We start from the raw sequence: 12155 nt of genomic DNA, 5'->3' as shown, positions 1-12155 counted from the left end.
GTGGCACGCAAAGCCGCCATAGACTGGACGCGCTTCATGCATCCTTTTGACTCCTGAGGCGTTCTCCTCGGATCCAATTATCGCAGGAGAGACAGGATGTCCTTGAGTCAACGCGCCATCCCGGCAAATGACAGATGCGACTTGGTTCCTTGTCCCGACGGTTACTCGCGGGACTGTGCGGGAACACAAGGACGAGAGCAAAGCCGGGTGAGAGCAATGCTTCTGCCCGCTGTTACACCTCTATATAAGGGAGGCCGCCATGAGCGCTTCTAAGCAGCCGGAGGGCTTTCGAACCGACGCTGAGTTGCAGGCTCATCTCGCCGCGCTTGAGGCGAATGCGCCGGCGGAGGAGGGCTTTCAAAGCCTTGACGACATGGGCGTCGAACGGCGTCGTCTTGATGAGCTTAAGAGTGAGATCGCCCATCTCAGAGACGCGATGGAAAATCTGCGGACGCGCCTAGGTGCCGTTGCGCAGCAGGCGACAACCGTCGTCAGATCGAACCTCGATTGGGCAGATGCAAGCGCGCATGCCCAACTCGGCCGCTATCCATGGGCGAAATTGGCAGGCGCGATGGCGGCTACCTTTGTCAGTGTTCGTTTGTTGAAGCGATTGCCTCTCGGAAAGATCGCAAGAGTGGCGATACCGCTGATGATTGCTTGGCCCGACGAAAAGTCGCGGTAAGAGCTTGATTGAAATCTCGCGCCGTTCCGGCGCGCCTTCGATTTCCGGATAGCGACCGAAGGCTTCAGAAGCGCAGCCTCGAAGCCTCCAACCGCCGTTCCAGGATCGTATCCGCGCAGTTGCCTTCACCAGCGGTGGGATCTGACCGCATAAGCATAGGCGGCAAGCGCCGCGACACCGACGGCCAAAAGGGGTCTTTCCCTTACGCGTTCCCGAAAATTGGCGAGCATAGTTCCGGCCGTTGATTGGGATTGCGAAAATCCCTCACGCTGAGATCCCTCGCGAGACATGAATCCTCCCTGCGCACTGCCCCCCTTGTCACCAACCAGCGGTGCGTCGGCGTTGCTCGATGGATCGGGCTGGCGTTTCACCCGCTGGGCCTCATCGGTATCGGTCCGTCCCGAAGGAATGTCGCTGCGCGTAACCGATACCGGGTCTGACGCCGGAAAGGTATTTTCAAGGCCGACCTCCAGCTCCCCTTTGTTGGCCTTGCGCCGCTGCGCGGCCTGTTCCAGCTTCATGGATTCCACCGCAGGGGACGTCTTTGAATTGTCTGGCATGATTTGCTTCTCCTTAAAGCTTACTCTCCCTAAAGAACAGCCGAAGTTGGCGGTTGTGCCGCAAAGCCCACGACGTAGCCGCGGCTCTTCGCCCTGCTTCCTTTGCAGCGCCTGACCTCAGTGCTTCGTATTGGACTTGTCGACCGGTGGATACGGCGGACCTTGATCGAAATTGCCATTGCTGAACGCATCGTAGGCGTTGAGGCTTCCGCCGCCGTCCCGCGTGCCGAACGCCGTAAGTTGAACCATCATCACCTTGGCCTGATCGATTGCCGCAACATCATCCATCTGCACGCCGCCGCTGTTTATCTGAACGGAAACGACCTCGCCTCCCTCCCCGAAGAATTGAACCTTCAGCATGTTTCCCTCGTGGATGACCTTGGTGTCGGTGAGATGCATTGCCGTGCTCCTTGCGATGGGAACAAAACTCCGCTGGAGGCTCGCGGTTCCCTAGCCTTTTCGAGACGATAGGAGTGGGTCGCAGGCTGGTACAGCGGCCTGTGCAGCCGCACATTTGGAAGCAAATTCTGAGCAGTGAAGTCGGTATCGAGGAAACTTTCGGCTGCTCCTAGGAATAACGCGCGGCAACGGCGCAGGCTTTCATTCGTCGTGTCATAAACTGAGCAAAAAGATATAATTCCTACGGCGTTTCCGCCTTTTGAGCGGAATTGAGCGTCGAATAGATTCTTCAGTCGGTCCTGGAACATAAATTCTCTCAACCGATTAGGTGTGCGGACTTCAATTCAGAAGAACGACAGCGAGGAATCCAATGAGGAAAATTTTACTAATTTCGGCTGCTTTTCTGATGGCCACTTCGGCCGGCTTTGCACAGAGCGAGAAGCCGACGACCACGCAGAAGACGCCCGCGGTCGCCACCCCCGACACAACGAACCCCGGTGCGCCGGTACAGGGTAAGAACAGCTTCACCGAAGGCCAGGCTAAATCGCGAATGGAAGAGGCTGGCTATACCGACATCACCAACCTGCAGCTCGACGATCAAGGTGTGTGGAGAGCGTCCGCGAAGAAAGGCTCGAAGACGGTCCAGGTTGCGCTGGACTACCAGGGCAACATCGTCACGAAGTGAACGATCGTCACCATCAAGAACACGAAGGAAGGAAAATCCCATGGCAACAGTGACTGGACTTTTTGATCAGCGTGGCGATGCCGAACGTGCCGTTGAGCAGTTGGAAGACGCCGGAATCTCGTCTGACAATATCAGCATTGTCAGCAGAACCGGCGAGGGCCGCAAGGTCGAGGAACAGGGCAATAAAGCCGCCGAAGGCGCGGGCGCCGGAGCAGGTGTCGGCGCTGTGGCCGGTGGAGCAGGCGGCCTGCTGGCAGGGCTTGGGATGCTTGCCATTCCGGGTGTCGGCCCGGTGGTCGCCGCAGGTTGGCTTGTCGCCGCTCTGGCCGGCGCGGCCGGCGGTGCCGTCGTCGGCGGCGCAGCGGGTGGCATTGTCGGTGCCTTGATAAAGTCGGGTGTGCCCGAGGAGGATGCGAATGTCTACGCCGAGAGCGTTCGACGCGGCAGCTCGCTTGTCGTAGCGCGTGTCGACGACGATGAGATCGCGACCGCGAATCAGATCCTCGATCGCCTGCCGCGCGTCAATATCCGCGAGCGTCGCGCCCTCTATGCAGGGCAAGGATGGCAGCGGTTCGACGATACGCTCGATCCTTACGACGACGCCGACGTAGATTCTCGGCCCTACACGCCCCCACCGCGTTTTTAATTCATCTCGCCACTGAGCCGGCCCTCGTTGCCGGCTCAGTGCACCGATGCCGTTTTTCAGACTGCACGCAAATCTTCTTTAGGTAAGCATTTTTCCTTGGTTTTTTCCTTTGACGGAACGCAACCTTCAGCGAACAACCAATTCAAGGCGCGGCGGTTCAGTTCGCGTATCAGTCCTTGCCGAAGAATAATGCGCCCTATGTCAAAGTTAATTGGCGAGCCGAATTTTTTGCCTACTGTCCTGAAGGCAGTTTGACCCACGTAGGAGGACGGAATGGCTCGGGCATTTGGCAGTCGGACGCCACCGCTTTATCCGGAAGACGTTGTGATGATGCACACGCTCTTAACCGCTTATTGCGAGGATCGGTGTTGCGAGAAGGCAAGCGCCGAAGCCCAGGAGGCGGCGCGAGAGCTTGTCTATTGGTTTCAGATCGGCGTGACGAAGCAAAGTCAGCTTCGTGAGTTGTTGTATTCGCGGGCATGGAGTTAGCCGGGAGAGACTGTATGACAAATTGTTTGGCCGATGCGGAGAACGATTGTAATCCGCACTTTGAATATTCTCCCCTGTCTCGGCCGTTTATTGCCGACGGGATAAGCGTGATCGTGGAAATTTTCCGACCGTTCGGCGAGGATTGCGGATGGAATCTTCAGGTCGTCGACGAAGGACTCGATATCACGGTGTGGATGGATGTGTTCGACACCGATGTGGAGGCTTTTGAACAATTCCTTCAAACGGTCGAACTCGAAGGCATCGACTCCTTCGCCGCCACACCGATCAAGCCTGTGCACTGACGGCGAGGTTTATCTCGTATCTGCACGTTCCTCAGCTTTCGAGCTTGCTTCCTTTTCGCGCACCTCGTACGAGCAAGTTGGCGACCACGAGCAGGACAATCGACAGCAGCATCATTAGCGTCGCAGCCGCGGTAATCGCCGGGCTCAGCCTCTCGCGCAATCCCGTGAACATTTCAAGCGGCATGGTGCGCTGGCTGGCGCTGGTGAGGAATTGGGCAACGACGACCTCATCGAACGAGGTTACGAAGGCAAAGGCGGCGCCCGATAATATTCCCGGCAGAATGAGAGGCAGCATCACCCTGCGAAACGCGACGGTCGGCCGGGCACCGGAGATCGAGGCAGCCCGCATGAGCGTGCGATCAAATCCCGTCAGACTCGCGCCCACCGTGACCACCACGAAAGGGCTGGCGAGTGCGGTGTGGGCAAGGATGACACCGGCATAGGTGCTTGCAAGGCCGATGCGCGCATAGAAGAGATAAGATCCGACGGCCGTGATAACGACCGGGACAATTAACGGCGAAATGACGAGTGGCATCACGATGCGCCGCGCCGGAAACTTGTCGTTCGCGAGCGCTATCGCCGTCAATGTCCCCAACGTTGTGGCGAGAACGGTCGTGCCGAAGCCGATGATCAGGCTGTTGGCAATCGACATCTGCCACCGTTCGGTGCCCAGCACCACCTCGTACCATCGAAGCGAGAGGCCCTCCAAAGGAAACACGAAGAATGCGCCGCTGTTGAAGGAGAGGGGGATGGGCACAAGGATCGGAACCATCAGGAAAACGATGACGAGCGCGCTCCACAGCCACAATAAAGAGACGCGAATTCTCTCGCCGAGAGTGGGATAGGGGGACAGCAGCATGATCACACCGGTTTCAGACGATCGAGGCCAAGCATGCGGGCAAAGAGCGCATACAGACCGAGAGTGAAAACGAGGAGAATAAAGCTAAGGGCAGCCGCCATCTCCCAATTGAGTTCGACGTTGATATAGTTGGCGATAAAATTGCTGATCAACTGATCACCGGCGCCGCCGACCAGTGCCGGCGTGATATAGTAGCCAAGGCAGAGGATGAACGTCAGCAAGCAGCCTGCCATGATGCCAGGGACGACCTGCGGCAGATAGATGCGCCTGAAGCAGGTGAAGGGTCGGCCACCCAGCGAATAGGCAGCGCGCATCTGTGACGGCGGGATCGTCCGCATGACGCTGTAGATCGGCAACAGCGTAAACGGCAGTTGAATGTGCGTCATGGCTATGATGAGACCGAGACGGCTATACATCAGGTCGAGCCTGACATCCGTTACGCCGATCCAGAGAAGCACGTCATTGATCAGCCCAAACTTCTGCAGCAGCACCGTCCAGGCGGCAGTGCGCACCAGGATCGATGTCCAGAACGGCAACAAAACTGCGACGATAAGCACCGCCCCGATGGTCTTGGGAGCGCTCGATATCAGATAGGCCAGCGGAAAGCCGAGGATCAGCGTTGCCAACGTAACAGCGGCCGCCACAAAAAAGGTACGGATAAAAACGCGAAGGAAAATCGCCTGCTCCGGCGGTACGCGCTCGATGCCGCCATCCACATTCCACTGCAAATCCAAGGCGCTCAGCAGATAAAACGAGGTCAGTACATGTCGGCCATTTTCGATCGTCACCCATGTGCGGTGATCGGTCCAGAAGGGATTGGCCTTCATGACATCGACGTCGACAACGCCTTGCTTGTCGAGCGCGCGGGAGGTTTTCAGTACCTGGCTGCGCGCACCGGGCAGTCTTGCATTGAGGCTCTTGGCGAATTCGGCGATGGTTCCGTTTTGTTGGACCATCTTCAGATCAGCGGCAAGGGCCGCAAAGATCTTGTCGTCAGGCACATCGGTGCCGTTCCACGTTTCCATCGCCGCCCCAGTCTGGGGCAGGGCATTGGCAATCGTCGGGTCGTAGACCGCCCGCGACAGAAGGGCGACGATGGGAATACCGAAGCTCAGCACCAACAACACCAGAAGCGGTGCGGCGAGCGCGAGCGATCTTAATCGCTCGCGGGCCTGCGACTGCCTTATGGCCGATATCAGCAATTTTGCGTCTACCGTCTCACCGCCGTCGCGTTTCTGCATGAAACGATTCTGGCTGATGTCGTTGGGCTGAATCGTAGACATGGCGGTTACTGCGCCAGCCAGGCGTTGAAGCGCTTCACCAGATCTTCGCCGTAATCGCCCCAGAACTCCGTATCCGCGACCAGATAGGACTTCATATGATCGGGCGCATTCGGCAGTTTCGGCAATGCGTCGGCTGCGACAAACTTGGTCGCGTCGTTGCGCACCGGACCATAGGTGATGAAGCTCGCCAGCTTGGCGTTGTTTTCCGGCTTGCTGATGTAAGCGAGATATTTGTGGGCAAGATCCGCGTTCTTTGCGCCCTTCGGAATGCTGATCATGTCATATTCCAGGATCTGATCGTTCCGGTCGCCATGATCGTCAACTGCTCGCCGGCGAGCCCGGTATGGGAGGCCGTCATGTAGGCTGCGGCTGCAAGCAGCGCGAGTTTGGAAATTCTGTTTTTCATCTGTTCCTCTCTTGTTTTGATATTTATTTTAGATCGTCACTGAACTGGAAAAGCGCGGCAATCGAGCGAGGAGCAACCGAGCGCGACCGTCTCGCCCGCTGCCATCATTCTCTCCGGTCCGATCTTCACGCTCAGGAGTTGGCCGTTTCCGAGCCGTGTCAGGAGCCGCAGATGGTCGCCCAGATAGATGCTGCCTTCCACGGTTGCCTGGAAGCTGTTGTCCTTCAGCGTTGCAGGGCCAACGCGAATGCGCTCGGGACGCAGGGCAATCTGGCAAGGTGCTCCCTTTGCAACGGGACCTATTGCTGCTGCTCTGATATGGCCGCCGCCGTTCAGTGTCACTTGGCACTCAGCGCCCGAGACGTCATCGACCACGCCATCAAGCGTGTTATTCTCGCCGATAAAGCTCGCGACGAACGGATTTGCAGGCTGGTTATAGAGATCGTCGGGGGTCCCGATCTGAGCGATGCTGCCATTGTTAAAGACCGCCACGCGGTCGGACATGGTCAGCGCCTCGCTTTGGTCATGCGTGACATAGACGATGGTAACGCCGAGCATCGAATGCAGTTGTTTGATCTCGAGTTGCATATGCTCACGCAACTTTTTGTCGAGCGCACCAAGCGGCTCGTCCATCAAGACAAGCGTGGGCTCGAAGACCAGCGCCCGTGCGAGTGCAACGCGCTGCTGCTGGCCTCCCGAAAGCTGACCGGGCCGGCGATCGGAGAATTTTCGCAACTGGATCATGTCCAACGCCTTTTGGACACGCGCGGCGATATCGGATTTCGGCATTTTCCGCACGGACAATGGAAAGGCGACATTCTCTTCGACGGTCAAATGCGGAAAGAGTGCATAATTTTGAAATACCATGCCGATGTTGCGTTCGTAGGGAGGCGATCGGTCGACCGGCTGACCGTTCAGGATGATAGTGCCATTGGTGGGTCGCTCAAATCCGGCAAGCATGTTGAGCGTCGTCGTCTTGCCCGATCCCGAGGGACCAAGCAGGGTCAGAAACTCGCCCTTCGAGACATGCAGATTCAGCCGGGCAACTGCAAAAGTGCGGCCGTCATAGGATTTCTCGACGTCGATGAAATCGACGAAACGATCCGTTTCGCGTAGAGGCGCTGTTCCGGACGCCATCACAAGGCTCCATTGTTGACGTCGGAATCGAATGGCAGGCGCCAGACATCCGGAATTGACCAAAGACGAACTGCGCTTTGCATGTGAAGTCCTCCTGCATAGATGCAGCAGCTTATATGGTCACACAAATTTCATTGTCTGGATATTGAACCATAGAAATTCGATGTCAAGCGTTAATTGTATGGCGTTTTATCTACGCATAACTGAATTGTTTGGCATATTATCTGATTTGTATGCGTTGTCTGGTCGTTTTTCATGTGGTACAAGCCGACATAGATTTGTCGGAACCACCATTCAATGATGCAAGACCTTCAACTCCTAAGCGGCGACGGTCCCGTCTATCGGCGACTGGCCGATGCCATTGCTGATCGTATCGCCAGCGGGGAATTGGCTAAGGGAGAACGACTGCCCTCCCAGCGCGAGATCGCGCAAAATCTCGGGATTAACGTCACGACAGTGACGCGCGCTTTCTCGGCGCTTCAAGAGCGCGGCTTGATCGACGCGCGGCCGGGACGCGGCATGCTTGTGGCGGAGCAGAAATCGGAAAAAGGGGCGGAATTCGTTTCCGCTCCGAGTGAAGATACTGGTCTTGTCGATTTATCGGTCAATCGTCCGGCGACGAACGCTTTTCTCGACGTCACCGCAGCGCTGTTGCCGCGTCTTTCCAAAAATCCGCTTTATGCGGCGACGCAGGACTACCATCCGGCCGAAGGACCTGCCTGGGCGCGAGCGACAGTGGCGAAGTGGATGAAGGACGTTGCCGGCGACAATGATCCAGGGCGCGTCGTTCTGACGATCGGCGCGCAACATGCTCTCGATTGCGTGCTGAGCGCCGTCGCGCAGAAGGGCGATGTGATCCTTGCAGACGAGGTGACCTACCAAGGCATCAACGCCCTCTGCCGCTCGCATGATATCGAACTTCGCGGCCTTGCCATGGATCGGGGAGGGATGCGGCTCGATGCACTTGAGACCGCATGTGCACAATTGCGGCCGCGGGCGATCTTCCTGGTGCCCAGCCTCCACAATCCCACGACGATCACGCTGTCGGAGGAGCGCCGGAGGGGCATCGTCGAGATCGCGCGGCGTCATAACGTGTTGATCATCGAGGATGATGTCTATCGCCCCTTGCTCGACAATCCGCCTCCGTCCTTTGCGACCCTCGAACCTGAGTTGACGGTCTACATAGGCGGGTTCTCCAAATGCGTTGCGCCAGGCCTGCGGTTTGGCTTTGTCATCGGTCCCCGATCCATGATGAACCAGATCGCGGCGGCACTTCGTATCAACTGCTGGAGCGCCAATCCCATGGCGGCTTTGATTGCGACCGTTCTTCTGGAAGAGGGTTCGGCTGCGAAAATCATCGCGGCCCAAAAGGACGAACTCTCAAAAAGACAGGCGATCCTGTCTGAACTACTGGGCGATTTCGACCTGCAGAGCTATCCGACTTCCACGCATGCCTGGCTGCGGCTGCCTGATCCATGGAGAGGCGCGGGATTTGCCCGGACTTGCCTGCAGCGCGGCGTGAGCGTTCTGCCCGGCGATGCCTTCGCGGTGGGGCGCGAACCGGTGCAGCATGGCGTTCGCATCAATCTTAGCGCCGCGCGGTCACAAGAGGACCTGCGTCGTGCCCTGAAGACCATGCGCGAGTTGCTCGACGCCGGCCATCTGCAAATTCCTGGGTTCGTTTAGAGATCATGAGCAAACGCGAAAGCACCGATATCGCAATCATAGGCGCGGGCGTCATCGGGCTCGCCGTTGCGCTCAGACTCGCCTCTGAGGGCCGCGAGGTCACGCTCCTCGATCCCAATACGCCCGGCTCCGGTGCGTCCTATGGGAATGCAGGCACATTTGCCGACTATGCCTGCGTGCCGGTCGGCAATCCGGATGTGCTCAAAAGCTTACCGCATCTTCTGTTTGGCAAGGACAGCCCGTTTTCGCTGCGCTGGGCAGCCTTGTTCCAACTGGCGCCATGGATTTCCAAATTTGCCTATCAATCGCTCCCTGCTCCGGCGCGCGCCAATGCAATTGCTCTTGCCCGTCTGTTGAAGGACGCCTTGCCGGCATGGGAGGAGATGGCTGTGGACGCTGGAGCGCAATCCCTGCTGCGGAAGAATGGATGTCTCTATCTGCAACCGCAGGCAAACGCCGGCTCCAAGCCTTCATGGGCTCATGCGATCCGTACGGAACTCGGCGTTCATCAGGAAATCTTGAGTTCTCAACAGGTGGCGGCAATGGAGCCGACGCTTCCTTCTTTCGAAGGAAAGGGCATTTTTTTTCCCGATTCCATGAATGTGACGGATCCGGCCGAGTTGATGCACCGTCTGTTGAGCGCGGGAGAAACCAAGGGCGTAAGGGTCTGCCGGGCGCGCGTAGAGCATTTGTCTTCCGCCGGCAACAGGACGCGTCTCAGCGGGTCCGACGTCGACCTCGATGTGGGCACGGTCATCATCGCGGCCGGCGCATTCTCCAAGGGGCTTGCATTGCAGGCGGGCGACAACATCCCTCTTGAAACTGAACGGGGCTATCATCTCGAATATAAAACAGAAACTCCGCTTCTTCAGCGTTCGGTATGCCCGACGCATCTTGGTTTCTATATGACGCCGCTCGCCGGCAGGCTGCGCGTCGCGGGCACCGTCGAACTCGGCGGAACGGACGCCGCAGCCAACATGCGCCGTTTTGATTTCCTGGATCGTGGCGTGCGCCAGTATTTTCCCGATATCGGCCAGCCTCACACAAAATGGCTGGGCTTCAGGCCATCTCTTCCAAACTCGCTGCCGGTGATCGGCCGCAGCCGTAGCAGTGCCAAGATTCTCTACGCATTCGGGCACGGTCATCTCGGCCTGACACTGGCCGCCGTCACCAGCCGTCTGATCGCAAATCTCGTCAAGGAAATATGAGCCACGGCCCCCGGGATCAAAGCGCAAGAACAACGGTTTCTTTGATATAGGCACTGCAGCTATGCGTTCGGCGCGCTTGCCTTGTAGAGCACCACTCGGTTTCGACCGGATTGCTTGGCAAGGTAAAGCGCCTCATCGGCTCGCTTCTGCAGTTGCTCGGGCGAGACGGTGTCTAGGTCCGCCGCGTGGACTAGCCCGATGCTGAGGGTGACGCACGGCGATATCTCGGACGCAGGATTTGGCAGAGAAGCAGTTTCTACACCCTCTCGAATCCGCTCGGCGACGGCAATGGCTTCTTCCTCGCTCACGCTTGGAAGCACAATCAGAAACTCTTCGCCACCGTAACGCGAGACGCGGTCACGGTTTCCTCTCATGCTGCTCTGAATAATGCCGGCGACCTTTACAAGGCAGCGGTCCCCCTCGCCGTGGCCGAGACTATCATTCAGCATCTTGAAGTAGTCGATATCACACATCAGCATGGCAATCCCCTCTGCGCGTTGACGATCCCCACTCCAGAGACGATTGAGCATTTCCATCATCCATCTTCGGTTGGCGATGCCGGTGAGGGGATCCGTTCTCGCAAGAAGTTCGAGCCGGGCGTTCGCATCAGCCAGTTCCGCCACCCGGCTCTTGTCCCGCAGTTCAAGCAGGAAGGTCTTCTGGGCCAAGATCGTAATGGTACGCCGGGCCACCACCGTTGCGACGATGCCGCTGGCGAAGAACAGGGTGGCAGCTTCCAAGCTTCCCAATTCGACGATCGGATTATGCATTTGGAAAAACAGATAAAGACCGAGCGCCATGACTGCGATCATCGTCGTCCATGCCAGTGGTATGGCAAAGATGATGATCGCTGTGATGGCCACGAACAGCATGATGTTCAAATGCCGTTCGTAGAACTCGCCTCCCGCATTCACGCCCACCAGTGCGACCGATAGGAGGATAAAGAACATGCCCACAATCAAGACAATCCTTTGAAGCTGGAAAGCGCGCGGTATTTTCCAGACAAAGGCAGTGGCCAAGGCAGCCGGAGGAAGGATACAGGCGGGCGGAAGCATCGACAGCGCGATCGCCTTTGGAAGCAGGATTGCGTTGAGGCCCAATGTCAGCGCATCTATCAGGGCAACCCAAATCATCCAGGAACGAATGATCTTGGCCGTTCGAAACCAGGAACGCTCCTGAAACAGGCGATAAAGTTCGCCTTTTAAGCGAATGTCCCGGGTACGTCCCTTCAGAAGACGTTCCACCTCAGCCATGACAATAGGGTTTTGCGCCTGGAGTGGCATCTGTGCGGGCGCGTCCACAGAGTTCGCTGAGATCTTGTTCTCCTGTACGTCCATTGTAAGCCACATAGCGGGGCATCTCTTGCCGGCAAGAATGAGGGGTCAGACCAACGATAGGTCCATAATTTTGCCATTCGACTTATAATTCTTCGGTTTTGCGCTGTATGCCTGCTGCGTCGGGTAGGACTTGCATTGGGGCGATATCGCTACTCACAAAAAGGGAGTTCCGGCTTCATTGTAGGACCGGGCAGTATTCCTCGGAAAAGCCGGATCGCTCTGGTAGCCCCTGAGGTTGCGAACACGGATAAACCCAATTGCGGAAAGCTTGCAGCCGCCCCATAATCAGAGCAAGGAGATGGCATGAATGGTCGGTGAGCGGCAGATGCGCCCGATGCTGTTAAAGGTGTTGGGAGAGGCGGATAGGTTTCAGGCTGGATCGAAATTTAGGGCATTGGACCCTGTTAAGGAGATTAGCCTTCGCCTGCTACCGAACGACCATCTTGAGGCCCGGTTCTGGCCGGTGACCTCGTATA

General features: G+C 57.4%; 14 protein-coding genes. 6 read left to right on the top strand and 8 right to left on the bottom strand.

Going from position 1 to position 12155, the window contains the following annotated elements:
- Positions 1-259 precede the first annotated feature (259 nt).
- Positions 260-682 carry a hypothetical protein gene (locus QDY28_RS21140; protein ID WP_331383588.1) on the top strand — a complete coding sequence of 141 codons (423 nt, stop codon included), beginning with the start codon at positions 260-262 and terminating at the stop codon, positions 680-682.
- Positions 683-807: 125 nt separating this feature from the next.
- Here the strand turns inward: QDY28_RS21140 and QDY28_RS21135 are convergent, their stop codons facing one another.
- The gene (locus tag QDY28_RS21135; RefSeq protein ID WP_331383587.1) at positions 808-1203 is read right to left on the bottom strand and encodes a hypothetical protein; all 396 of its coding nucleotides are present in this window, start codon (positions 1201-1203) and stop codon (positions 808-810) included.
- 156 nt (positions 1204-1359) lie between these two features.
- Entirely contained in the window at positions 1360-1641 is a 282-nt protein-coding gene (locus QDY28_RS21130) for a hypothetical protein (protein WP_331383586.1), read from the bottom strand.
- A gap of 370 nt (positions 1642-2011) precedes the next feature.
- Here QDY28_RS21130 and QDY28_RS21125 point away from each other — a divergent pair, with 370 nt between their 5' ends.
- From QDY28_RS21125 to QDY28_RS21115, 3 genes are all read left to right on the top strand, one after another.
- Entirely contained in the window at positions 2012-2326 is a 315-nt protein-coding gene (locus QDY28_RS21125) for a PepSY domain-containing protein (RefSeq protein WP_331383585.1), read from the top strand.
- 40 nt (positions 2327-2366) lie between these two features.
- The gene (locus QDY28_RS21120) at positions 2367-2972 is read left to right on the top strand and encodes a hypothetical protein (RefSeq protein ID WP_028754257.1); all 606 of its coding nucleotides are present in this window, start codon (positions 2367-2369) and stop codon (positions 2970-2972) included.
- 503 nt (positions 2973-3475) lie between these two features.
- On the top strand, positions 3476-3763 hold the full coding sequence (locus tag QDY28_RS21115) for a hypothetical protein (protein ID WP_331383584.1): 288 nt from the start codon (positions 3476-3478) through the stop codon (positions 3761-3763).
- Positions 3764-3794: 31 nt separating this feature from the next.
- Here QDY28_RS21115 and QDY28_RS21110 read toward each other — a convergent pair whose 3' ends face one another.
- The 5 genes from QDY28_RS21110 to QDY28_RS21090 are packed head-to-tail and all read right to left on the bottom strand — an operon-like array spanning position 3795 to position 7448.
- Positions 3795-4622, bottom strand: coding sequence for an ABC transporter permease (locus QDY28_RS21110; RefSeq protein ID WP_331383583.1), 828 nt, complete (start codon positions 4620-4622; stop codon positions 3795-3797).
- Positions 4623-4624: 2 nt separating this feature from the next.
- Complete coding sequence (locus QDY28_RS21105) at positions 4625-5905, bottom strand: ABC transporter permease (RefSeq protein ID WP_331383582.1); 1281 nt, start codon at positions 5903-5905, stop codon at positions 4625-4627.
- A gap of 5 nt (positions 5906-5910) precedes the next feature.
- Positions 5911-6183, bottom strand: a complete 273-nt coding sequence (locus QDY28_RS21100; RefSeq protein ID WP_331383581.1) for an extracellular solute-binding protein — start codon at positions 6181-6183, stop codon at positions 5911-5913.
- Complete coding sequence (locus QDY28_RS21095) at positions 6180-6311, bottom strand: hypothetical protein (RefSeq protein WP_331383580.1); 132 nt, start codon at positions 6309-6311, stop codon at positions 6180-6182. Before QDY28_RS21095 ends, QDY28_RS21100 begins: the two co-directional genes overlap by 4 nt.
- Before the next feature lie 36 nt (positions 6312-6347).
- Positions 6348-7448: an ABC transporter ATP-binding protein gene (locus tag QDY28_RS21090; protein WP_331383579.1), complete on the bottom strand. Its 1101-nt coding sequence runs from the start codon at positions 7446-7448 to the stop codon at positions 6348-6350.
- Between the two features lie 297 nt (positions 7449-7745).
- Between QDY28_RS21090 and QDY28_RS21085 the strand changes: the two genes are divergently transcribed.
- Both QDY28_RS21085 and QDY28_RS21080 read left to right on the top strand, forming a co-directional pair.
- Entirely contained in the window at positions 7746-9134 is a 1389-nt protein-coding gene (locus tag QDY28_RS21085; protein ID WP_331383578.1) for an aminotransferase-like domain-containing protein, read from the top strand.
- A 5-nt stretch (positions 9135-9139) separates the two neighbouring features.
- Positions 9140-10342, top strand: coding sequence for an NAD(P)/FAD-dependent oxidoreductase (locus QDY28_RS21080; protein ID WP_331383577.1), 1203 nt, complete (start codon positions 9140-9142; stop codon positions 10340-10342).
- A gap of 59 nt (positions 10343-10401) precedes the next feature.
- Here QDY28_RS21080 and QDY28_RS21075 read toward each other — a convergent pair whose 3' ends face one another.
- Positions 10402-11625 carry a GGDEF domain-containing protein gene (locus QDY28_RS21075; protein ID WP_331383656.1) on the bottom strand — a complete coding sequence of 408 codons (1224 nt, stop codon included), beginning with the start codon at positions 11623-11625 and terminating at the stop codon, positions 10402-10404.
- Between the last annotated feature and the right edge of the window lie 530 nt (positions 11626-12155).

Origin of the sequence: Rhizobium sp. BR 362, from assembly GCF_036528765.1 — a bacterium.
In the GTDB taxonomy this organism is placed as follows: Bacteria; Pseudomonadota; Alphaproteobacteria; order Rhizobiales; family Rhizobiaceae; genus Rhizobium.
The sequence above is the reverse complement of the archived record's forward strand: the minus strand, read 5'-3'. Positions and strand labels throughout refer to the sequence as shown.